Genomic DNA, 22,687 nt, shown 5'->3' on the forward strand with positions numbered 1-22,687 from the left:
CCCGATGACGACAGCCGAGACCGTCCCGTTCCGCTTCTTCGCCCTCCAGGTCGACCGGACGAGGCGGCTCGGCCCGTCGCTCGTCCGCGTCACCTTCACGGGCGCGACCGCCGGGGAGCTGGAGGGCTTCGCCTCGGGCGGCCGCGACCAGTCGCTGTCGCTGTTCCTGCCGCATCCGGGCCAGCCGGAGCCGGTCCTGCCGCCGCTGGACACCGACGACCTGTACGGGGTCCTCGGCGCCTGGCGCGCCATGCCCGACGACGTACGGGCCGTCATGCGCTCGTACTCCGTGCGCGAGCAGCGCCCGGCCGGCGACGGGACGACCGAGGTCGACATCGACTTCGCCGTCCACGAGGACGGCGGACCGGCCTGCCGCTGGGCGCAGAACGCCACCGCGGGCGACCGCGTGGTCGTCCTCGGTCCGGCCGTCGCCGACAACACCGGTGTGCGGTTCCGGCTCCCCGAGGACGCCGACGAGGTGCTGATCTGGGGCGACGAGACGGCGCTGCCCGCCGCTTCGTCGATCCTGGAGTCGCTGCCGGCGGGCCTGCGGGCCCAGGTGTGGCTCGAAGTGCCGTACGCGGCCGACCGCCTGGAGCCGGTGACGGAGGCGGACGCCACGATCACCTGGCTCGTCCGGGAGGAGGGGGCGCCGAGTGCCGTCGAGGCCGTGCGCGCCGCCGTACTGCGGGGCTCCGCGCCGTACGCCTGGATCGCGGGCGAGTCGGGGTCGGTCAAGGCGCTGCGCCGCCACCTGGTGAACGAACGCGGGCTGGACCGCAGGCGCGTGACGTTCGTCGGCTACTGGCGCATGGGGCTGAGCGAGGACGCCCTGCGCGAGGCGCCGGAGCCGTCCGACGACGAGGCGTCGGGCGACGCCGCGTAACGCAGATCACGCAGTAACTGCCGTTCCCCATGGGGGGCGAGGGAAGATTGCGCATGGAACTTAGGTTAGGCTAACCTCAGTTCGAATGTCGCCCCTCGCCCCCCTCCCCATGTCCCGGGGGGCCGACACCCCCCTGTCCCCGGAAGGACAACGCATGCGCTCGCACCTGCTCAATGACGCGACGGCGGACCAGTACCGGCGCTGTGTCACCGAAGGAGTCGAGCGGGTGGCGAACAAACTCGCCTCCACCCAGCGGCCGTTCACCGGCGTCACCCCGGACGAGCTGGCTCCCGTCATCGCCGCGGTCGACCTCGACCAGCCGCTCGGCGACGCCTCCGCCGCGCTCGACGAGCTGGAGCAGGTCTACCTGCGCGACGCCGTCTACTTCCACCACCCCCGCTACCTCGGCCACCTCAACTGCCCGGTCGTCATCCCGGCCGTGCTCGGCGAAGCGGTCCTCTCCGCCGTCAACTCCTCGCTGGACACCTGGGACCAGAGCGCGGGCGGCACCCTCATCGAGCGCCGCCTGATCGACTGGACGGCCGGCCGCATCGGCCTGGGCCCCGCCGCCGACGGCATCTTCACCAGCGGCGGCACGCAGTCCAACCTGCAGGCGCTGCTCCTCGCCCGCGAGGAGGCCAAGACCGACGACCTGGCGAAACTGCGGATCTTCACCTCCGAGTGCAGCCACTTCAGCGTCCAGAAGTCCGCCAAACTCCTCGGCCTGTCCCCGCAGGCGGTCGTCGCCGTCCCCACCGACCGCGACAAGCGGATGCAGTCCGTCGCCCTCGCCGCCGAGCTGGAGCTGTGCGCCGCCCAGGGCCTCACGCCCATGGCGATCGTCGCGACCGCCGGCACCACGGACTTCGGCTCCATCGACCCGCTCCCGGAGATCGCCGAGCTGGCCGCCCAGTACGGCGCCTGGATGCACGTCGACGCCGCCTACGGCTGCGGGCTGCTCGCCTCCCCCACCCGCCGCCACCTCCTCGACGGCATCGACCGCGCCGACTCGGTCACGGTCGACTACCACAAGTCCTTCTTCCAGCCGGTCAGTTCCTCCGCCGTGCTGGTCCGGGACCGGGCGACGCTCCGCCACGCCACGTACCACGCGGACTACCTCAACCCGCGGCGCACCGTGGAGGAGAGGATCCCCAACCAGGTCGACAAGTCGCTGCAGACGACCCGCCGCTTCGACGCGCTCAAGCTGTGGATGACGCTGCGCGTCATGGGCGCGGACGGCATCGGGCAGCTCTTCGACGAGGTGTGCGACCTCGCCGCGGCCGGCTGGGACCTGCTCGCCGGCGACCCGCGCTACGACGTCGTCGTGCAGCCTTCCCTGTCCACCCTGGTCTTCCGCTACATCCCGGCCGACGTCACCTCCCCCACGGAGATCGACCGCGCCAACCTGCACGCCCGCAAGGCGCTGTTCGCGTCGGGCGAGGCCGTCGTCGCCGGTACGAAGGTCGACGGCCGCCAGTACCTCAAGTTCACCCTGCTCAACCCTGAGACGACCGTGCACGACATCGCCGCCGTCCTCGACCTGATCGCCGGCCACGCCGAGCAGTACCTTGGAGAGAACCTTGTCCACGCCTCTTGATTTCATCGGTATCGGACTGGGTCCGTTCAACCTCGGCCTCGCCTGCCTGACCGAGCCGATCGACGAGCTGAACGGCCTCTTCCTGGAGTCCAAGCCGGACTTCGAGTGGCACTCGGGGATGTTCCTCGAAGGCGCACACCTGCAGACGCCGTTCATGTCGGACCTCGTCACCCTCGCCGACCCGACGTCGCCGTACTCCTTCCTCCAGTACCTCAAGGAGAACGGCCGGCTGTACTCGTTCTACATCCGCGAGAACTTCTACCCGCTGCGGACCGAGTACAACGACTACTGCCGCTGGGCCGCCGCCAAGCTGAGCAGCATCCGGTTCGGCACGACCGTGACGACGGTCGAGTACGACGACGAGGCCGGTCTGTACGCGGTCGCCACCGAGGGTGGAGAAACGTTCCTGGCCCGCCACCTCGTGCTGGGCACCGGCACCCCGCCGTACCTCCCCGAGGCCTGCCGGGACCTCGGCGGCGACTACATCCACAACTCGCGCTACCTCCCCCACAAGGAAGCGCTGCAGAAGAAGAAGTCGATCACCCTCGTCGGCAGCGGCCAGAGCGCGGCGGAGATCTACTACGACCTGCTCAGCGAGATCGACGTCCACGGCTACAAGCTGAACTGGGTCACCCGCTCCCCGCGGTTCTTCCCGCTGGAGTACACCAAGCTCACCCTGGAGATGACCTCCCCGGAGTACATCGACTACTTCCACGCCCTGCCGGAGGCCACCCGCTACCGGCTGGAGTCGCAGCAGAAGGGCCTGTTCAAGGGCATCGACGGCGAGCTGATCGACGCGATCTTCGACCTGCTCTACCAGAAGAACCTCGCCGGCCCGGTCCCGACCCGCCTGCTCACCAACTCGTCGCTGAACACCGCGGCGTACGAGAACGGCACGTACGTCCTCGGCCTGCGCCAGGAGGAGCAGGGCAAGGACTACGAGATCGAGACCGAGGGCCTGATCCTGGCCACCGGCTACAAGTACGTCACGCCCGCCTTCCTGGAGCCGGTGCGCGACCGCATCCGCTGGGACGGCCAGGGCCGCTTCGACGTCGCCCGCAACTACTCCATCGACACCACCGGCCGCGGCATCTTCCTGCAGAACGCCGGCGTGCACACCCACTCGATCACCAGCCCCGACCTGGGCATGGGCGCCTACCGCAACGCGTACATCATCGGCGAACTGCTGGGCTCCGAGTACTACCCCGTCGAGAAGACCATCGCGTTCCAGGAGTTCTCCGTATGAGCACCGCCACGACCCGCGCCATCGGGACCTTCGCGTTCCGGCCCCTCGACCCGCTCGCGGACGCCGAGCTGGTCCACTCCTGGGTCACCCACCCCAAGGCCGCCTTCTGGATGATGCAGGACCACTCCGTCGCGGACGTGCGGCGCGACTACGCGGCGATCGCCGCCCACCCGCACCACGACGCCTTCATCGGCCTGCACGACGGCGAGCCCGCCTTCCTGATGGAGCGCTACGACCCCTCGAAGGCCGAGCTCGTCGGCCTGTACGAGGCGCGGCCCGGTGACGTCGGCATGCACTTCCTGGTCGCCCCGACCGACACCCCGCTGCACGGCTTCACCCGCGCCGTCATCACCGCCGTGATGGCGGAGCTGTTCCGCGACCCGGCCACCGAGCGGGTCGTCGTCGAGCCCGACGTCCGCAACGAGGCCGTCCACGCCCTGAACGCGGCCGTCGGCTTCGAGATCGTCGAGCGGATAGCCAAGCCGGAGAAGGACGCCTACCTCAGCGTGTGCACCCGCGAGCAGTTCCTGGCCGCCGTGGGGGCCGCCCGATGAGCCCGGCCGGCGCGCCGGACCCGGTCGCGCACCTCACCCCCGAACGCTGGGCCCACGCCAACCGCCTCCTGATCCGCAAGGGCCTCGCCGAGTTCGCCCACGAGCGCCTGCTCACGCCCGAGCCCCTGGGGGAGAACCGCTACCGCGTCCTCAGCGACGACGGCACGACCGAGTACCGCTTCACCGCCGACCGGTACGCCCTCGACCACTGGCAGGTCGACGCCGCGTCCATCAGCCGCCACCACGGCGGCGAGGAGCTCCCCCTCGACGCGCTGCGGTTCGTCATCGAGCTGCGCGGCTCGCTCGGCCTGAGCGACGAGGTCCTCCCGGTCTACCTGGAGGAGATCTCCTCCACCCTCTCGGGCACGGCGTACAAGTCGGCCAAGCCGCCGGTCCCGGCCGCCGAACTGGCGAAGTCCGGCTTCCAGGCCGTCGAGACGGGCATGACCGAGGGCCACCCGTGCTTCGTGGCCAACAACGGCCGCCTCGGCTTCGGCATCGACGAGTACCACGCCTACGCGCCCGAGGCCGCGAGCCCCCTGCGGCTGATCTGGCTGGCCGCGCGCCGCGACCGCACCACCTTCACGGCGGGCGAGGGCATCGAGTACGACGCCTTCATCCGCGCCGAGCTCGGCGACACGACGGTGGACGGCTTCGCCAGGACGCTGGCCGGCCTGGGCCTGGACCTCGCGGACTACCTCCTCATGCCGGTCCACCCCTGGCAGTGGTGGAACAAGCTGTCGGTCACCTTCGCCGCCGAGATCGCCCAGCGGCGCCTGGTCTTCCTCGGCGAGGGCCACGACCGCTACCTGGCCCAGCAGTCGATCCGTACCTTCTTCAACACCACCGACCCCGCCAAGCACTACGTGAAGACGGCCATCTCCGTCCTCAACATGGGCTTCATGCGGGGCCTGTCCGCCGCCTACATGGAGGCCACGCCGGCCATCAACGACTGGCTGGCGCACCTGATCGACGGCGACGACGTCCTGAAGGCGGCCCGCTTCTCGATCATCCGCGAGCGCGCGGCCGTCGGCTACCGCCACCTCGAGTACGAGGCCGCGACCGACCGGTACTCCCCGTACCGCAAGATGCTCGCCGCGCTGTGGCGCGAGAGCCCGGTGCCGACGATCGAGGACGGCCAGCGCCTGGCCACCATGGCGTCGCTGCTGCACACGGACCACGAGGGCGCGTCCTTCGCCGGCGCGCTGATCGCCGAGTCGGGCCTGGCCCCGACCGTGTGGCTGCGCCGCTACCTGGACGCGTACCTGCTGCCGATCCTGCACACCTTCTACGCCTACGACCTGGCGTGGATGCCGCACGGCGAGAACGTGATCCTGGTGATCGAGGACGGCATCGTCCAGCGCGCGATCTTCAAGGACATCGCCGAGGAGATCGTGGTGATGGACGCCGACGCGGTCCTGCCGCCGGCCGTCGAGCGCATCCGGGCCGACGTGCCCGAGGACACGAAGCTGCTGTCCGTCTTCACCGACGTCTTCGACTGCTTCTTCCGCTTCCTGGGGGCGACGCTCGCCGCCGAGGGCGTACTGGACGAGGACGGCTTCTGGCGCACGGTCGCCGAGTGCGTGAAGGGGTACCAGGACGCGAAGCCGGAGCTGGCGGAGAAGTTCCGGCAGTACGACATGTTCGCCGAGGAGTTCACGCTGTCCTGCCTCAACCGGCTCCAGCTGCGCAACAACAAGCAGATGGTGGACCTGTCGGACCCGTCGGCCGCGCTCCAGCTGATCGGCACGCTGAAGAACCCGATCGCGCGGTTCGCGTGATCCGGGCGGGCCGGCGCCCGGGGGTACGGTCCCCCCGGGCGCCGGCCCGTGCGCTACTCCGTGCGCCAGGGCACCTGCGGCGACCGGTAGTAGTCGACGCCCATCGCCTCCAGGCGCGGCCCCTGTCCCGCGAGCCGCTGCCGGTACGTCTCCCAGTCGTGGGCGGCGGCCGGTGACCAGCCCAGCTCCGCGGCACCGAGCAGCCGCGGGAAGGCCATCCGGTCGATGTGCGCGCTCGACGAGACGGTCTCCGTCCACAGCGGCGCCTCGACACCCCTGACGGCGTCCGCGGGCACCCCCGGCAGATAGGAGCCCGGGTCCCAGTCGTACGCGCGCCGCACCTCGACGTATCCGGCCCAGGACAGCCCGAGCGGGGTGTCCTTGGTGTACTTCATGTCGAGGTACAGCCGGTCGGCGGGCGACAGGATCAGCCCGGTGCCGTTCTGCGCCGCCCGCACCACCCTGGCCTTCTCGGTGTCGCCGGTGCGGTCCAGGCCCCAGTACTGCACGAGCGCGCCCGGGGCGGGGCGGGCGCCGGTGAGCTGGTGCCAGGCGATGACGGTCTTGCCGTACTTCGCGACGACCGGCTGCACCCGGTCCATGAAGGCGGCGTAGTCCTCGTGGCTGGTGGAGTGCGCCTCGTCGCCGCCGATGTGGAGATACCGGCCGGGGGTGAGCGCGGCCAGCTCGCGGATGACGTCGTCGACGAAGTCGTACGTGACGTCCTTGTGCACGCAGAGGCTGCTGAAGCCGACCTCCGTGCCCGTGTAGAGGGGCGGGGCGACGCCGTCGCAGTTGAGCTCGGCGTACGAGGCGAGGGCGGCGTTGGTGTGGCCGGGCATGTCGATCTCGGGCACGACCTCCAGGTGGCGGGAGGCGGCGTACGCGACGATCTCGCGGTACTGGGCCTTGGTGTAGAAACCGCCGGGCCCGCCGCCGACCTGGGTGGACCCGCCGTACGCGGCCAGGCGCGGCCAGGAGTCGACGGCGATGCGCCAGCCCTGGTCGTCGCTGAGGTGCAGATGCAGCGTGTTGATCTTGTACAGGGCCATCCGGTCGATGTAGCGCTTGACCTGCTCGACGGTGAAGAAGTGCCGGGAGACGTCGAGCATCGCGCCGCGGTAGGCGTACCGGGGCGTGTCGGTGATCGTGCCGCCGGCGACCCTCCAGGGCCCGGGTCGGGGGGTGTCGTGCTCCACCGCGGCGGGGAGCTGCTGGCGCAGCGTCTGGACGCCGTGGAAGAGCCCGGCGGGCGTGCGGGCGGTGAGGGTGACGCCCTGGCGGCCGGACTGAAGCCGGTACCCCTCGTCGCCCAGCTCCCGCCCGCGGGCGTCGAGCCGCAGCCGGATGCCGCCGCGGGCCTCGTCGTCGTCGACGACCGGCAGCGGGTAGCCGGTGGAGGGCCGCAGCACGGACGCCAGGTACGCCCCGACGCGGCGCGCCGCGCGGGAGTCGCCGTCCACGCGGATCGCGGTGCGGGCGGTGAGGGTGTACGGGCTCCCGGAGGGGCGTACGGAGGCGGGCGCGGGCACGATGTCGCCCAGCGGCCGGACGGCCGGCGCGGCGGTGGCCCCGTCCGGCGCGGCCCCGGTCCCGGCGACCCCGGCGGCCAGGACGAGCAGCAGCGAACCGAGGAGGCGGAGGCGGGGGAACGTTCTGTGCTGTCTCACGAGCTGGTCCCTTCGACGGGCATCGCAACTGTGGTGCGGAGCAACCGAACGCTCACCATGGGTACCGTGCACCTCAGGGCGGGTCAAGGTGTAGACCATTCGGGGCGACCACCTTCAGGCTCCCCCCGGACCGCCCGTCCCCGCGGCCCCGCGGCCCCGATGCCAGAATCCATGCCATGGCGGAAATCATCCAGAAGGACGGGACCTGGAGTTTCGACGGGGACGTCATCCGAATCGTGCCGGGCACCGACAAGGGTGTCGGGCTGGTGCGCAGGACGCTCGGTGAGGTCACCGTGCCGCTGCGGGCGGTGGCCGGGATCTCGTTCGAGGCGGGGAAGAAGTCGGGGCGGCTGCGGCTGCGCCTGCGGGACGGGGCCTGCCCGCTGCTGGCGATCACCGGGGGCCATCTGGAGGACGGTTCCGACCCGTACCGGCTCACCGTGGCGAACGACCGCGCCGGGGTCGCGGAGTACCTCGTGGACGAGGTGCGCAACGCGCTGCTGCTGGAGCAGGTGGACAGCGGGCCCGTCGACGCGTACCTCCTGCCCGGGCCGTCCCTGCCCCTCACCGTCGGCGCGGGGGACGGCACGGCGACCTTCGACGGCGAGCGCGTCCGGCTGGAGTGGAACTGGAAGACGGAGGAGTCCAAGGCGTCCGGCGGCGCCCGGACCATCGCGCTGGCCGACGTGGACGCCGTCGAGTGGCTGCCGTCCATCGGCCTGGAGAACGGCTACCTGCGCTTCCGGGTGGGCCGGGGCGGCACGTCGGCCGCTCCCCCGGCGCCCAAGTACGACCCGCACGCCGTCGAGCTGTGGGGTTTCCGCAAGGACCCGCTGATGGCGCTGGTGGGCGCGGCGGTGGTCGCCCGGATGCCGCACCCGAACGCGGCGGAGGTCCCCGCCGGAGAGCCGGCCCCGGCTCCCGCCCCCGCGGCGGCACAGGCCGCGGACCAGGACGTCCTGCTGCGCCGGCTCCGGGAACTGGGCGAGCTGCACCGGGCGGGGATACTGACGGACGAGGAGTTCACGACGGCCAAGCAGGCGGTGCTGCGGCAGCTGTAGAAGGCGCCCCAGACCGTCGACACGGAGACGCCTGCCCGATATCGGGCAGGATTCTTGCGAAACGGCCCTCATAACCCTCAGTATCTACGGGTGCTCGAACGCCGCCCGTCGCATGACGATCTCATCGACCACCTGGTGCGCAGCACCGCGCTCCCGCGCGGTGAGGCAGCCCGGGTGGTGCTCGACGTGCTGGCGTACTTCGACGAGACGACCGAGGAGTTCGTCCGCCGCCGCCACCGCGAGCTGCAGGCGGGCGGCGAGGTGAACTCCACGATCTTCGAGCGCATCGCGGCCGAGCTGCCGCACCGCGCCGTGGCGCCGCCGGAGCTCTCGCTCCGGCAGCTGCGCCGCATCGTCTACGGCTGATCCACGGCCACAGAGGGCCGGGCACACACGCAATCACTCGGAGGGGCAGAACTTTATGTGCGGAATCGTCGGTTACATCGGCAGGCGTGATGTGGCTCCGTTGCTGCTGGAGGGCCTGGCGCGGCTGGAGTACCGCGGGTACGACTCCGCGGGCATGGTGATCACCAGCCCCAAGTCCCCCGGCCTGAAGATAGTCAAGGCCAAGGGCCGTGTCCGCGACCTGGAGGCCCGCGTCCCCAAGCGCTTCACCGGCACCACCGGCATCGCCCACACCCGCTGGGCCACCCACGGAGCCCCCAGCGACATCAACTCGCACCCGCACATGGACCCCGAGAACAAGGTCGCGGTCGTGCACAACGGCATCGTCGACAACGCCGCCGAGCTGCGCGCGAAGCTCGAGGCCGACGGGGTGGTGTTCGCCTCCGAGACCGACACCGAGGTCCTCACCCACCTGATCGCCCGCTCCCAGGCCGAGACCCTGGAGGAGAAGGTCCGCGAGGCGCTGAAGGTCGTCGAGGGCACGTACGGCATCGCCGTCATGCACGCCGACTTCAACGACCGCATCGTCGTCGCCCGCAACGGCTCCCCGGTCGTCCTCGGCATCGGCGAGAAGGAGATGCTCGTCGCCTCCGACGTCGCCGCGCTGATCGCCCACACCCGCCAGATCGTCACCCTCGACGACGGCGAGATGGCCACGCTGAAGGCCGACGACTTCCGTACCTACACCACCTCCGGCACGCTGACCACCGCGACGCCCGAGACGGTGGAGTGGGAGGCCGCCTCCTACGACATGGGCGGCCACGACACGTACATGCACAAGGAGATCTCGGAGCAGGCCGACGCGGTGGACCGCGTCCTGCGCGGCCGCATCGACGACAAGTTCTCCACCGTGCACCTCGGCGGCCTGAACCTGGACGCCCGCGAGGCCCGCGGCATCCGCCGCGTGAAGATCCTCGGCTGCGGCACCTCGTACCACGCCGGCCTCATCGGCGCCTCGCTGATCGAGGGCCTGGCCCGCATCCCGGCCGACTCCGAGCCGGCCTCCGAGTTCCGCTACCGCAACCCGGTGGTGGACCCCGACACGCTGTACATCGCCGTCTCGCAGTCGGGCGAGACGTACGACGTGCTGGCCGCGGTGCAGGAGCTCAAGCGGAAGGGCGCCCGCGTGCTGGGCGTCGTCAACGTGGTGGGCTCCGCCATCGCCCGCGAGGCCGACGGCGGCGTGTACGTCCACGCCGGCCCGGAGGTCTGCGTGGTCTCCACCAAGTGCTTCACCAACACGGTCGTCGCCTTCGCGCTCCTCGCGCTGCACCTGGGCCGCATCCGCGACCTGTCGGTCTCCGACGGCAAGCGGATCATCGAGGGCCTGCGCAGGCTGCCGGAGCAGATCCAGGAGATCCTCCAGGGCGAGGAGGACATCAAGAAGCTGGCCGCGGAGTACGCGAACGCCAAGTCGATGATGTTCATCGGCCGCGTCCGGGGCTACCCGGTCGCGCTGGAGGCCTCCCTGAAGCTCAAGGAGATCTCCTACATCCACGCCGAGGCGTACCCGGCCTCCGAGCTCAAGCACGGCCCGCTGGCCCTCATCGAGCCCGCGATGCCGACCGTCGCGATCGTCCCGAACGACTCCCTGCTGGAGAAGAACCGGGCGGCGATGGAGGAGATCAAGGCCCGCAGCGGCAGGATCCTCGCGGTCGCCCACGCCGAGCAGGAGAAGGCCGACCACACGATCATCGTCCCGAAGAACGAGGACGAGCTGGACCCGATCCTGATGGGCATCCCGCTCCAGCTCTTCGCGTACCACACGGCCCTGGCCCTGGGCCGGGACATCGACAAGCCGCGCAACCTGGCGAAGTCGGTCACGGTCGAGTAGTCACGGCCGAGCAGTCCCCGGCACCGGACTTGCGTTCCGGTTCCCTGCCCGGACGCGGGTGACCCCCGGCGCGCGCCACCGACGCGCCGGGGGTCACCCTTTTTCCGTACGGCCGGTGCCGCCCCGGAGGGCGTGTCGCACCGGCCTCGTGGCCGCGTGGCCGCCGCGGGACGGGTCGCCTAGCCGGTGGCCGTCACACCCCGGCGCGCGGGGCGCCCGCCGAGCGCCGGCCACGCGGCGACCGCGGCCGTCGCGCCGTACCAGGCCGCCAGGCCCGCCAGCGCGGCGGTCCAGCCGCCGATCCTGCCGAGCACGGACGCGTCCGCGAAGGCACCGACGCCGGAGAGCAGCAGCGAGAGGAACAGCAGTCCGTACACGCCCTGCGCGAGCACCCCGCGACCCGAGGCCGCGGCCGTCAGGCTGAGCGCGAGCAGTGACCACACCAGCAGGAACAGGCCCGTGGCCTGCGTCGAGGCCCCGCCGCCGACGGCCGTGCCCCAGGTGAACCAGAAGGCGCCGAGCCCCGCGAAGGCCGTGCCGTCGGTGCCGTCGCCCGCGCGCAGCGCGAGCAGGCCGGCCATGAACAGGGCGACTCCGCCGACCCAGGTGGCGAGTGCCGAGGCATCGGCCGCGGCGACGTTGTCGATCACACCGGTGTGGCCGAGGCCGAAGGCCAGCAGCGTCAGTCCGAGTGCGAGGTGGCCGAGAGTGGAGGTGGTGGTGCTCCCCGCAGAGACGTCGTTGTCCACGGCGGGCTCCCTTCGTGTGCAGGTGTGCTGCCTGTGCTGAGCACTGCTTCCCAGCCACCTGGATATACCCTTCACAAGCACACAATCCACCTGCCGCCGTGACCGGATCGCGGTGCGGGGCAAGGAAGTTGACGCCGCCTCACCAGCGATGACGCCGGGGCAACGCCTTGATTACAGGTCGGCCACGGGAGGACTGGGGGCCGGCGGGAGGGGGTTACGGGATGACGACAACCGGCCGCTGCGCGCGCCGCGCCAGCCGTCCCGCCACCGAGCCGAAGATCCGCCCGACGAGGCCGTGCGTCGAGCCGACGACGATGGCGTCGGCCGAATACTCCCGGCCGACCTCCTCCAGTTCGTGGCAGATGTCACCGCCGCGCTCCACGAGGATCCACGGCACCTCGGCCAGGTAGTCCGCGCAGGCCAGCTCCAGACCGAGCACCTCGGTGCGGTGGTCCGGCACGTCGACGAAGACGGGAGGCTCGCAGCCTGCCCAGACGGTGGTGGGCAGCCGGTTGGCGACGTGCACGATGATCAGGCCGGATCCGGACCGCCGGGCCATGCCGATCGCGTAGGCGAGGGCGCGCTCACTGGAGGTCGAGCCGTCGAAACCGACGACGACCCCGTGCAGGAAGGCGGGATCGCAGGGGTGGCGCGTCTGGTCCACCGCGAGGGGATCGACCGTGGAATCGGCGACCTGCCTGCGGTCCGCGGGTTCAGGGATTTCGTGACCGGCCATCGGAGTCTCGGCGAAGACAGTCCTCGTGAGAAGGAACGGGGGAACAACGGGAGGCGGCGTGTCCGGGAATCATCTTCCCAACCCCATACCCCCAAGGGTACGGCGACACTCCCGCCCCGCCCAGTGCTCGCCGCCCTGCCCACGGCGGTCACAGGCGTTCCAGGGAGCATGCCCGAGCCCGCCCCGGATGGCAATGCCGGTTGTGTCTTACAGGCGTCCCCCGGTCACCCTGCGCGACCGCCGGGTGACCTCACGGGCATACCGGGCGGCCGCCCCGGGGTCCGGCGGGGCCGCGCAGTGACCGGAGCACGGACCCCTCGTTGGCCACACGTCCGCCGGGTCCGCGCCCCTCCGCGCCCCTCAGTCCCCCGCCTCCGCCGGTCGCGCCGGGTCCGCCCCGGTCCGCCGGCCCGCACGCCCCAGGAGCTCCTCGTGCCCCTCCCCGCGCCCCCGCCCGCCGCCCCGCCCGCGCCCTCCCCCGCCTCGCAGGCGGCGGCCGACGTGGTGCGGTGGTCCGCCTTCAGCTGCGCCCTGGTCCCGGTCGTGCTCGTGGCTCACGGGACGTCGGTCGGCGGGGCGGTGGCGACCGCGCTCGGTTTGGCCGCGGTGACCGCCGCCTGCCGGGCCCTGCTGCGGCGCTCGGAGCGGCTGGCCGCGCAGGCGGCCGCGCAGGCGGCCGCGCAGGCGGCCGCGGGGGCGGAGGGCGGGCCGGTCCGCGGGCGGCACTGCCGTGCGGCGGGGGGAGCGCACCGCGGGGGCGGCACGCCGAACGGGGGCGGAGGCCGGCGCGGGGGCCGTTGTACACCCCTGGATTGAGCGGCCGCACACGCGCACCCGTATGTTTTCAGCCAACTTCCGGGATGTGGCGGTTCCTTGCCGAAATGGCCTGCCAACCCCCTTGTCACCAGGCGAGAAAGCACCTTCCCCGTCCGCGGAACCCTATGCGGATGGGCCATGCACGCGAGGCGCACTTCCCTGCGGGCCCCGCGAGTGGAACGCTTCGTGATCGAATGCTTCGCGCCAAGTTGCCTTGTCGACATAGTCCCGGATGCGGAACTTGTCACGCCGGCGCCACGGGACACAGTAGATTCGATCATGAGTATCGAAGACTGGGGACTCGTGCAAAACCGAGGGGAAACGTGCAGGAGCGACAGGACCGAGGAGACGCGAACACCGAGGGGGGCTTAGCGTCATGAGCCAGGACTCCGCCGCGCCGGAGAACGGGCGAAAATTGTCCGGACGGCGCCGTCGCGAGGTCGTCGCAGTGCTGCTGTTCAGCGGCGGCCCCATCTTCGAGAGTTCCATTCCGCTCTCTGTGTTCGGGATTGACCGCCAGGACGCAGGAGTGCCCCGCTACAGGCTGCTGGTCTGTGCGGGCGAAGATGGGCCGCTGCGCACGACCGGGGGACTGGAACTCTCCGCGCCGTACGGCCTGGAGGCCATCAGCAGGGCCGGTACCGTCGTGGTGCCGGCATGGCGGTCGATCACCTCGCCGCCACCGCCCGAGGCGCTCGACGCGCTGCGTCGCGCGCATGAGGAAGGCGCCCGCATCGTCGGGCTGTGCACCGGTGCCTTCGTCCTCGCGGCGGCCGGTTTACTGGACGGCAGACCGGCGACCACGCACTGGATGTACGCGCCGACGCTCGCGAAGCGCTATCCGTCGGTCCACGTGGACCCGCGGGAGCTCTTCGTGGACGACGGCGACGTGCTGACGTCCGCGGGGACGGCGGCCGGAATCGATCTCTGTCTGCACATCGTGCGGACGGACCACGGCGCCGAGGCGGCCGGGGCACTCGCCCGGCGGCTCGTCGTACCGCCGCGGCGCAGCGGCGGGCAGGAGCGGTATCTCGACCGCTCGCTGCCCGAGGAGATCGGCGCCGACCCGCTGGCCGAAGTGGTCGCGTGGGCACTGGAGCACCTCCACGAGCAGTTCGACGTGGAGACGCTCGCGGCGCGCGCGTACATGAGCCGGCGGACGTTCGACCGGCGCTTCCGTTCACTGACGGGCTCGGCGCCGCTGCAGTGGCTGATCACCCAGCGGGTGCTGCAGGCGCAGCGGCTGCTGGAGACCTCCGACTATTCGGTCGACGAGGTCGCGGGCCGCTGCGGGTTCCGCTCGCCGGTGGCCCTGCGCGGCCACTTCCGGCGCCAGCTGGGCTCGTCGCCGGCCGCGTACCGGGCCGCCTACCGGGCCCGGCGCCCGCAGGGCGACACGGCACCGCCGCCGACGTCGGTCGTGGAGACCGTACTGCCGCCGGCCAGACGGCACGCGGCGGCGGCCACGGCGGGGGCGGCCTCCGGGCCGCCGGAGCCGGTCGGCAGACCGGCCTTCCCGGGCCAGCGCAGCGCACCGTGACGATGGGCCGCGGCGGAGGGGGTGCACGACCACACCCCCTCCGGCGCGGCCCATCTAAGGTAGGACGCATGAACGATCGCTTGGTGTGGATCGACTGCGAGATGACCGGGCTCTCGCTGACGGACGACGCACTCATCGAGGTGGCCGCACTGGTCACCGACTCGGAACTGAACGTACTCGGCAACGGCGTGGACATCGTGATCCGCCCGCCGGACGCCGCCCTGGAGACCATGCCCGAGGTGGTGCGCCAGATGCACACGGCCTCCGGCCTCCTCGACGAGCTCGCCTCCGGCACCACCCTCGCCGACGCCGAGGAGCAGGTGATGGCGTACGTCCGCGAGCACGTGAAGGAGCCCGGCAAGGCTCCCCTCTGCGGAAACTCGGTCTCCACCGACCGCGGCTTCCTGCTGCGCGACATGCCGACGCTGGAGGAGTACCTCCACTACCGGATCGTCGATGTCTCCTCGGTCAAGGAACTGGCCCGCCGCTGGTACCCGAGGGCGTACTTCAACAGTCCGGAGAAGAGCGGCAACCACCGCGCGCTCGCCGACATCCGCGAGTCGATCGCCGAGCTGCGCTACTACCGCGAGGCGATCTTCGTCCCCCAGCCCGGCCCGGACTCCGAGACGGCCCGCACCATCGCGGCCCGCCACGTCCTGCCCGCGACCCCGCCCGGCCCGGCCGCGTAACCCCGCCCCGGACGCCCCGCCGGACCCGCCCCGGACCCCGCGCCGACCCGCCACCCGAAAGGCGGGAGCGAGCACCCTCTCGGACCCTGTACACTTTTTCTCGGCCGGTCGGGAAAAAGACCGGTCGTGGTGGGTATAGCTCAGCTGGTAGAGCACCTGGTTGTGGTCCAGGATGTCGCGGGTTCGAGTCCCGTTACTCACCCTTGATGACCAGGCCGGTCACCTGCGGAAACAGGTGACCGGCCTGGTCTTTCCCATTTCGTGGCCAAACCGTGGCCACACGACAGCTGTCAGCCGGTCGTACAGTCCCGCCATGGCGAGCAAAAGGAAGCGGCAGAACAAGAACGGAACCGCGCGCGCCCTCGACCGGTCCGAGCGCACCATCAGCCTCCACTGCGCCGACATGGGCCTCACGTTCGACCGCAGCGCCGCCGAGGCCGCCACCCGCGCCCGCATGGCCGACTCGCCGAGCGGCGCGCCATCCTCGCCGAGACCCTCCAGGGCGACGCCGAGCGGCTCACAGAGCAGCTGTGGCTGCCGACCGCGGTCTACAAGCTTCGGCGGTAAGGACAACACCTACGCGCAGCGCCAGGTCGACGAGCCCCGGCCGACGTGAAGAAGGCGCTCATGGCCGCGGCCGGGATGGCCATCGATCGGTCCGTGAAGCTCGTGCCTCCGGTGGACGTACCCGCCGCAGCAGCCCTACGCGCCCTACCCGCCGCCTCAGCCCCCTCGCAAGGGGATGTCCGCCGGCGCCATCGTCGCCATCGTCCTCGCCATCGTCGCCATCGTCCTCGTACTGCTCGGCGTGGTCGGTGCCCTCGCCGGCGGCGCACCGGACGACGGAGCCGCCACCCAGCGGAGGACGCCGCCCAGCGCGCCGGCTCCGGAGAAGACCGCCGCTCCTTCCGCGGAACCGGAGGCGGCACGTACACCAGCGTCTCGGTGACCGTCACCAACAACGGCAGCAAGCCGATCGGCATCAATCCGCTGTACTTCACCATCACCGACACCTCCGGCGGCAAGCACACGGCCGAGCCGGCCGTGGACGAACAGCAGATGGATACCGTGGACCTCGCGCCGGGGGAGAACAGCACCGGCGTCATCACCGGTAAGGGCAGCTTCACCCCGCGGTACGTGACGTTCGTCGAGGGCCTGTTCGGCGATGGCGTGCGCGGTGACGTGACGTGACCCGGTCCCCCGTCACACCCGCCCGGTCACGGCACCGCGGTGCAGCGCGGCCCGGATGGTGAGGGGTTCGTCTCCGACCAGGTGCCGGTGAAGCCGAAGGTCACCGAGCCGCCCGGGCGGACGGAGCCGTTCCAGGCGGTGTTGCGGGCCGTGACGGCCGCGCCGGTCTGGGTGTGGCCGGCGTTCCACAGCTGCGTGACCCGCTGGCCGCCCGGGAAGGTCCAGCCCACCGACCAGCCGGTCCAGGGCGCCGTGCCGGTGTTCTCCAGCGTCACCTCCGCCTGGAACCCGCCAGGCCACTCGCCGGTGACCTTGTACGTGGCCGAGCAGGCGCCTTCCGCGGGCGGCGGGTCCGCCGGCCCGCCCGGGTCCGGCGCCGCCGTGTCGCCGTAGACGATGCCGCGGCCGTTGGTCGACACGTACACCCGGCCGTAGACCCGCGGGTCGCCGGTGATGGCGGCGCCCGTCCAGCCCCACTGGTGGGCGTCGTCGTTGATCCGCACCCAGGTGGCGCCCGCGTCCGTCGAGCGGAAGATGCCCCGTACGCCGCCGGCCTCGGCGCTGGAGTACAGCGCCGGGTACGCGGCTCCCGGGGCGGCCTTTCCGAAGCCGATGGTGTCGGCCTGTCCGAGGCCGCCGACCCGGGCGAAGGTGGCGCCGGCGTCGGTGGAGTGCCACAGGCCGTACGCGCCGTCGGGGTCGCCGCCCGCGAGCCAGATGTCGCCGCCGCGGCCCGGTACGGCCTTGAAGCGGACGTTGCCCTCGGCCGGCAGCCCGCTCGCCCGGGAGGCGGTGAAGGTCGCGCCGCCGTCCGTACTGACGTAGAAGGTCCCGGACTTGAAGCCGTAGAACGTCCGCGGGTCGACGCGGTCCGACTCGACCACCGCGCCCGCCGGGATGCCCCGCGCGGCCGTCCACGCCGTCCCGAACCCGGACGTCGTGTGCACGCCCGCGCCCTGCGGGCTCCAGACGAAGCGGCTGCCGTCCGCGGCCGCCGCGACCGTGCCGCCGCCGGAGACGCCCGCCGGTTCGGTCCCGGCGAACCAGTGGGCGCCGTTGTCGGTCGAGAAGGCGATGCGCGGCCCGCCGTCGAGGTCGCCGGCGCGTACCACCGTGCCGGGATCCGCCTCGGCGTAGTCGAGGCTCGTGGTGGAGGTGAAGTTCGGCGAGGTGAACATCATGGACGGCACCTCGGTGAGGTCCGTGTGGCGGAAGCCGCCGATGTCGCCGAGGGCGCTGATCAGCGGCGCGCCGGAGGGCGGCGAGGCGAGGTCCAGGACGGCGGTCTCCTCCAGGCCCCGCACCATCGGCCGGATGGTGATCCGGCCGCCGCTGTCCCACTGCCGCAGGTTCTCCGTGCCGTAGATCGTGGCGCCCGTCCCGTACATCATCCGGTCGGAGTCGAAGGGGTCGATCTCCAGCGCCTCGGTCATCCAGCCGAGCTTCGGGGTCCGCTCGGGCGGGGAGGGGTGGGCTCCCCAGGTGAGCCAGGGGGAGGAGGAGACGTCCATGGTGTAGCGGTCGGTGCGCTCGGGGTACGAGGTGAGCTCCCAGGCCCGCGTCCACGTCGCGCCGCTGTCCGTGGTGCGGAAGATCTGCGTGTCGGGCCACCAGGAGCTGTAGCCGGTGACCATGACCGTGCCGGGCCTCTGCCGGTCGGCACTCAGGCCGCTGAAGCCGTAGTAGGCGTCGGACGCCGGGGTGATGTCCTGCCAGGTGCCGGTCTTCGTGGCGAAGCGCCACACGGCTCCCTTGCCGCCGTCGTACGGGCCGCCGGTGTCGCTGTACGCCAGGTACAGGTGGCCGGTCGCCTCGTCGAGGACGCCCTTGTGGGCGAGGAGGCCGGTGGGCTGGCCGGGGAGCCTGTGCCAGGTGGCGCCCGCGTCCGTCGAGCGGTACACGGCGTTCTCCTTGTCGGCGACGCCGACGTACAGGGTCCCGGTGGCGGTTCCGGCCGTGCCGGTGGACCCGTCGAAGGTGACCCAGACGATGCCCTGGTTGTCGGAGGCGTAGCCGCTGGTGTCGCTCGGGTCCTGGGCGTAGTTGCCGGGGTTGGGGAACGAGGTGACCTGCGACCAGGTGGCGCCCGCGTCGGTGGAGCGCCACAGGCCCTTGCCGCTGGGCGCCCCGAGGTACAGGACGCTGCCCCGGTGCGGGTCGACGGCGAGGCGTTCGCCCATGCCGCGCCCCGGCATGTTGCCGCCGAGCTTGAAGGGGAGGTCCGCCCTGCGCCAGGTGGCGCCGCGGTCGGCGGAGCGCAGCACGGCTCCGTTGCCGGGGTCCCAGCTGTTGGTGTACGTGCCGACGGCGGCGTACACCCGGTCCGGGTCGACGGAGTCGGTGGCGATGCTGACGACCCCGGTGTGGCCCCAGTCGTCCCAGCCGATGTGGTCGAGCAGCGGCGTCCAGGTCTTGCTGTCCTGCTGCCAGCGGTAGGCGCCGCCGATGTCGGTGCGGGCGTAGGCGAGGTTCTTCTCGGTGCGGCTGAAGACGATGCCGGGGACGAAGCCGCCGCCGTCGACGCGTACGTTCTTCCAGGTGTACGACTCGGCCGCGGGCTTCGCCGCCGCCGCGGGCTTCGCTGCCGCCCCGGGGGGCGTGGCGGTCAGCAGGCCGGCGGCGAGCGCCAGCCCGAGGAGCAGGTGTCGTGTTCTGCGCACGGTGCTTCCTCTCGGGGGACTGCGCGGGGGGAGCGGGCCGGGCCGGCCGCGGACAGCGCGGCCGGCCCGGCACCTGCGTACGCGAAGCCGCGCGGGGCTATTCGAGGAGCTCCGCGTACGAGCCCATGGCCAGGGCGATGTCCGCCTGGGCCCAGAAGCGGTGGTACGTGAAGACGGGCGCGGCGCCGCCCTTGAGGTAGGCCTCGACCTTGGACCACGCCGGGTCGTCCTCGTAGAAGGAGCGGATGGAGGCGAAGGTGGAGGACGAGTCGATGCGGTCGCCGTTGGGCATGACGCCGGTCCAGGTGCCCGGCACGTACACCGGGTCGTCGAACCGGTTGTAGTCGGCGCGGGTCTCCGGCACGGCGATGCCCAGCGGGTCCTGGTGGTGGTTCCACATCCCGTCCAGCAGCGCCTTGGCGACCCGCTTGGCGTCGGCGTCACCGGACTTGGCGCCGTAGTACGTCAGGGTCTTGGCGTACGCGGCGGCCACGCCCACGTCGTCGGTGTAGTCGGCGACGGTGACGTGCAGTCCGGTGTTGGCGCCGGGGGCGGACGGGTTCCACGTGTCCGGCCGGCCGGACCACTGGAGGGTGGAGGGGATGCGGTAGGTGCCGTCGGGGTTGACCGTCGTCCGGGAGATCGCCCAGTCGACCCACTTGTCGAGGACGCTCTTGGCGAGCGCGTCCCCGGTCTGGTGGTAGTACTCGGCGACGCGCTCCATCGACCACGCCTGGAAGCCGAACCACTGGTTGGACGGCGGGTCGTGGTAGACGGGCTTCTCGTCGTAGTACAGGCCGTAGAAGGTCGGCGTGCCGGCGGGCGGGGTGGCGTAGCGGCCCTGCCAGCTGTTGGTGGCGCCGCCCGCGATGGCGCCCTCGGAGGACTGGAGCCAGCGGTAGAACTCCAGCTGCCGGTCGAGGCTGGTCGCCCAGTCCTGGGCTCCGGTGGCCGACTTGGGCCGGAGCGGGGCGTACTCGCTGAGCGCGTACGCGGCCAGGGGGTTCTGGTAGCCGCCGTGGGCGTGGCTGGAGCCGATGCGCCAGGCCCAGCCGGCCGAGGCGTCGGTGGCGCCGCCCCAGGCGTAGTACCAGCTCATCAGGTAGTGGGCGCTGTTCTTGCCGGTGCCGGCGGGGCAGGTGGCGGGGCCGACGCAGTCGCCGGCCTTCTTGAAGTACTTGTCGAACATCGCGTAGCGCAGGTAGTCGCCCATCTTGGCGGCCTTGGCGACGGTCGCCGTGACCTGCGCGCCCTTGCCCTGCTGCTTGGACCAGACGTCGGCCCAGTAGGCGGCCTGGACGGCGCGGGCGTCGGCGTCGGGGGCGTTGGTGAACTTCCACTGCTTGGCGTACGAGGCGTCCCCGGTGAACAGGTCGAGGTAGCCGTTGCGGCCGCCGTAGCGGAAGTTGTCGCAGGTGGGGTGGGTGACGGTCTCCCAGACGGACTCCTGGGGGCCGCGCTGGAAGGTGTTGATGTACGACGGCCCGGTGGCGGTGGGCCCGGCGTTGCAGGTGCCGGGCTCGTTGCCGTACCCGTAGACGTTGTCGACGTCCTGGATCCAGTGCATGCCGTAGATCTCGTCCGTGCCGTACGCGCTCTTCAGCTCGCCCGCGATGGGGTCCTGGCCGGTGCCGACGCCGGTGTCGAGGCGCGCCGGGTACTGGGAGGGCAGGTCGTGCTCGGGGGCGTAGGTGGCGGGCTTGGAGGCGTTGTAGAAGGAGTTGGTCGGCTGGTCGGCGCGGGTGGGGATCATGTACTTCTCCATGGTGTCCCACGCGCTGTTGAACTTGGTCCAGTCGCCGGTGATCTTCCCGTACATGGCCTGGAGCCAGATCAGGTAGCTGTACGCCTCGGAGGTCGTCTCGTGCCCGTGGTCGGGCGCCTCGACGATGAGCGTCTCGACCGAGTGGTACGGGATGCCCTCGGGCGAGAAGTAGCCGTTGGCCGGGTTGGTGATCCGGGCGTGCAGGTCCAGGAAGCGGGCGTCGTACGTGGAGCCGGCGGCCAGCTGCGTGGCGGTCACCTCGGCCTTGGTGTGGCCGGGGGCGGTCGCGGTGAAGACGGCCGAGCCGGTGCCGGTGGGCGCCGCGGTGACGGTCACCTTCTGGGCGGTGTTCCAGTTCGCCGGGGTGAAGGTGAGGGCGGCCGGGCTCGCGGTGAGGCCGGTGTTGCCGGAGGTGCGGGCGACGCTCACCGTGACGTTGCCGGCCGGCTGCGTGGACAGCTTCAGGTCGAAGGTGCCGCTGGTGCCCTGGCGTACGCCGAGCTGGGCGGGGCTCGCCACGAGGGCGGCGCCCGCGGCGACGGTGATGCCGACGGGCGAGGATTCGGCGGAGGCGCCCTGGCTGTCGTACGCCTTGGCGTAGAGGGAGTGGGTGCCGGCGGCGAGGCCGGTGGCGCTGTGGGTGAAGGGCGCGGTGGTGTCCGTCCCCAGGAGGGTCGTGTCGCTGTAGAACTCGACCTTGGCGACGGTCGCGCCGTCGGCCGCCGCGGCGGTGGCGGCCATCGGGACGGGGTCGCCCGCGGTGAACACGGCACCCGCGGCGGGGCTCGTGAGCACGGTGACGGGTGGCGGGTGGGCCCCGGCGCACGGCTCGCCGTTGACGGCGAAGGCCGCGGGGGCCGGGTTGGCGCCGCTGTAGGTGAACTGGGCGCCGGCGGTGACGGCCGCGCCCGCGGCGACCGTCCGGTTCCAGTCGCTGTTGCGGACGGTGACGGTCTTTCCGGTCTGGGACCAGACGCCGTTCCAGCCGTTGCTGAGCTTCTGGTCGGCCGCCTGGTCGTAGGTGATGGTCCAACCGGTGAGGGGGGCGGTGCCCCGGTTGGTGAGGGTGACCTCGGCGGTGAAGCCGGAGCCCCAGTCGTTGGCGACCTTGTAGTCGACGCTGCACCGGACGGCGGCGGCCTCGGCCGCGGCCGCCCGGGCGGGGGCGTTCCCGCCGGTGGCGGCCATCCCGAGGGGCAGCGCGACGGCGGCGACGAGCGCCGTCCACAAGCGGGTGGGTGGCCGTCCGGATCTGGTTCCGGTGAACATGCTGGAGGACATGGGTGCGCTCTCCTCGCGGCTCGGGAGGTAGGGGTCAGCACGAGCTGTGCACGTATGGGAGCGCTCCCACTATGGGGACGGGGACGGGAGGGGTCAAGGTGCGGGGAGAGTCGAAGAAATTCGACAGCCGGGCCGGGCGGTCGCGGTCGGCGGCGCTCCCGGGGGCCGGGCATTCGCGCGAGCCCGGGTGGGCGGTCGCGGTCGGCGGCGCTCCCGCGGGCCGGGC

General features: G+C 71.8%; 18 protein-coding genes and 1 tRNA gene. 14 read left to right on the forward strand and 5 right to left on the reverse strand.

Going from position 1 to position 22,687, the window contains the following annotated elements; genetic code table 11:
* Window positions 1–4 precede the first annotated feature (4 nt).
* The 5 genes from ACIA79_RS27075 to ACIA79_RS27095 all read left to right on the forward strand — a co-directional run bounded on the left by ACIA79_RS27075 (window position 5) and on the right by ACIA79_RS27095 (window position 6,064).
* A complete protein-coding gene (locus tag ACIA79_RS27075) occupies window positions 5–886 on the forward strand; it encodes a siderophore-interacting protein (RefSeq protein ID WP_399430953.1) in 882 nt (293 codons plus the stop codon).
* A 154-nt stretch (window positions 887–1,040) separates the two neighbouring features.
* Entirely contained in the window at window positions 1,041–2,483 is a 1,443-nt protein-coding gene (locus tag ACIA79_RS27080; protein ID WP_399430954.1) for a pyridoxal phosphate-dependent decarboxylase family protein, read from the forward strand.
* Window positions 2,467–3,729 (forward strand): lysine N(6)-hydroxylase/L-ornithine N(5)-oxygenase family protein, encoded by a 1,263-nt coding sequence (locus ACIA79_RS27085; protein WP_399430955.1) that lies wholly within the window; start codon window positions 2,467–2,469, stop codon window positions 3,727–3,729. The genes ACIA79_RS27080 and ACIA79_RS27085 overlap by 17 nt, the downstream gene beginning before the upstream one ends.
* Complete coding sequence (locus tag ACIA79_RS27090) at window positions 3,726–4,283, forward strand: GNAT family N-acetyltransferase (protein ID WP_399430956.1); 558 nt, start codon at window positions 3,726–3,728, stop codon at window positions 4,281–4,283. The genes ACIA79_RS27085 and ACIA79_RS27090 overlap by 4 nt, the downstream gene beginning before the upstream one ends.
* A complete protein-coding gene (locus tag ACIA79_RS27095; RefSeq protein WP_399430957.1) occupies window positions 4,280–6,064 on the forward strand; it encodes an IucA/IucC family protein in 1,785 nt (594 codons plus the stop codon). Before ACIA79_RS27090 ends, ACIA79_RS27095 begins: the two co-directional genes overlap by 4 nt.
* 53 nt (window positions 6,065–6,117) lie before the next feature.
* Here the strand turns inward: ACIA79_RS27095 and ACIA79_RS27100 are convergent, their stop codons facing one another.
* Window positions 6,118–7,734 carry a beta-N-acetylhexosaminidase gene (locus tag ACIA79_RS27100; protein ID WP_399430958.1) on the reverse strand — a complete coding sequence of 539 codons (1,617 nt, stop codon included), beginning with the start codon at window positions 7,732–7,734 and terminating at the stop codon, window positions 6,118–6,120.
* Window positions 7,735–7,910: 176 nt separating this feature from the next.
* Between ACIA79_RS27100 and ACIA79_RS27105 the strand changes: the two genes are divergently transcribed.
* From ACIA79_RS27105 to glmS, 3 genes are all read left to right on the forward strand, one after another.
* Window positions 7,911–8,795: a DUF4429 domain-containing protein gene (locus ACIA79_RS27105; protein ID WP_399430959.1), complete on the forward strand. Its 885-nt coding sequence runs from the start codon at window positions 7,911–7,913 to the stop codon at window positions 8,793–8,795.
* Between the two features lie 90 nt (window positions 8,796–8,885).
* Entirely contained in the window at window positions 8,886–9,161 is a 276-nt protein-coding gene (locus ACIA79_RS27110; protein WP_031076157.1) for a hypothetical protein, read from the forward strand.
* 55 nt (window positions 9,162–9,216) lie between these two features.
* Entirely contained in the window at window positions 9,217–11,034 is a 1,818-nt protein-coding gene (gene glmS, locus ACIA79_RS27115; protein WP_399430960.1) for a glutamine--fructose-6-phosphate transaminase (isomerizing), read from the forward strand.
* A 179-nt stretch (window positions 11,035–11,213) separates the two neighbouring features.
* On the opposite strand, the gene ACIA79_RS27120 is transcribed toward glmS, so the two are convergent.
* On the reverse strand, window positions 11,214–11,783 hold the full coding sequence (locus ACIA79_RS27120) for a GPR1/FUN34/YaaH family transporter (protein ID WP_399430961.1): 570 nt from the start codon (window positions 11,781–11,783) through the stop codon (window positions 11,214–11,216).
* Window positions 11,784–11,997: 214 nt separating this feature from the next.
* Window positions 11,998–12,519, reverse strand: a complete 522-nt coding sequence (locus ACIA79_RS27125) for a universal stress protein (RefSeq protein WP_399430962.1) — start codon at window positions 12,517–12,519, stop codon at window positions 11,998–12,000.
* A 1,192-nt stretch (window positions 12,520–13,711) separates the two neighbouring features.
* Between ACIA79_RS27125 and ACIA79_RS27130 the strand changes: the two genes are divergently transcribed.
* From ACIA79_RS27130 to ACIA79_RS27155, 6 genes are all read left to right on the forward strand, one after another.
* Window positions 13,712–14,875 carry a helix-turn-helix domain-containing protein gene (locus ACIA79_RS27130; protein ID WP_399430963.1) on the forward strand — a complete coding sequence of 388 codons (1,164 nt, stop codon included), beginning with the start codon at window positions 13,712–13,714 and terminating at the stop codon, window positions 14,873–14,875.
* A gap of 68 nt (window positions 14,876–14,943) precedes the next feature.
* Window positions 14,944–15,564 carry an oligoribonuclease gene (gene orn, locus ACIA79_RS27135; RefSeq protein ID WP_399430964.1) on the forward strand — a complete coding sequence of 207 codons (621 nt, stop codon included), beginning with the start codon at window positions 14,944–14,946 and terminating at the stop codon, window positions 15,562–15,564.
* A gap of 129 nt (window positions 15,565–15,693) precedes the next feature.
* Window positions 15,694–15,766, forward strand: a tRNA-His gene (locus ACIA79_RS27140).
* A 111-nt stretch (window positions 15,767–15,877) separates the two neighbouring features.
* The gene (locus tag ACIA79_RS27145) at window positions 15,878–16,180 is read left to right on the forward strand and encodes a hypothetical protein (protein ID WP_399430965.1); all 303 of its coding nucleotides are present in this window, start codon (window positions 15,878–15,880) and stop codon (window positions 16,178–16,180) included.
* Between the two features lie 126 nt (window positions 16,181–16,306).
* Window positions 16,307–16,513 carry a hypothetical protein gene (locus ACIA79_RS27150; RefSeq protein ID WP_399430966.1) on the forward strand — a complete coding sequence of 69 codons (207 nt, stop codon included), beginning with the start codon at window positions 16,307–16,309 and terminating at the stop codon, window positions 16,511–16,513.
* Window positions 16,510–16,755, forward strand: a complete 246-nt coding sequence (locus ACIA79_RS27155) for a DUF4352 domain-containing protein (protein WP_399430967.1) — start codon at window positions 16,510–16,512, stop codon at window positions 16,753–16,755. Before ACIA79_RS27150 ends, ACIA79_RS27155 begins: the two co-directional genes overlap by 4 nt.
* A 26-nt stretch (window positions 16,756–16,781) precedes the next feature.
* Here ACIA79_RS27155 and ACIA79_RS27160 read toward each other — a convergent pair whose 3' ends face one another.
* Window positions 16,782–19,415, reverse strand: a complete 2,634-nt coding sequence (locus tag ACIA79_RS27160; RefSeq protein ID WP_399430968.1) for a cellulose binding domain-containing protein — start codon at window positions 19,413–19,415, stop codon at window positions 16,782–16,784.
* 97 nt (window positions 19,416–19,512) lie between these two features.
* On the reverse strand, window positions 19,513–22,449 hold the full coding sequence (locus ACIA79_RS27165) for a glycoside hydrolase family 48 protein (RefSeq protein WP_399430980.1): 2,937 nt from the start codon (window positions 22,447–22,449) through the stop codon (window positions 19,513–19,515).
* Between the last annotated feature and the right edge of the window lie 238 nt (window positions 22,450–22,687).

The sequence above is a fragment of the Streptomyces sp. NPDC051310 genome, assembly GCF_044455245.1.
Taxonomy (GTDB): Bacteria; Actinomycetota; Actinomycetes; order Streptomycetales; family Streptomycetaceae; genus Streptomyces.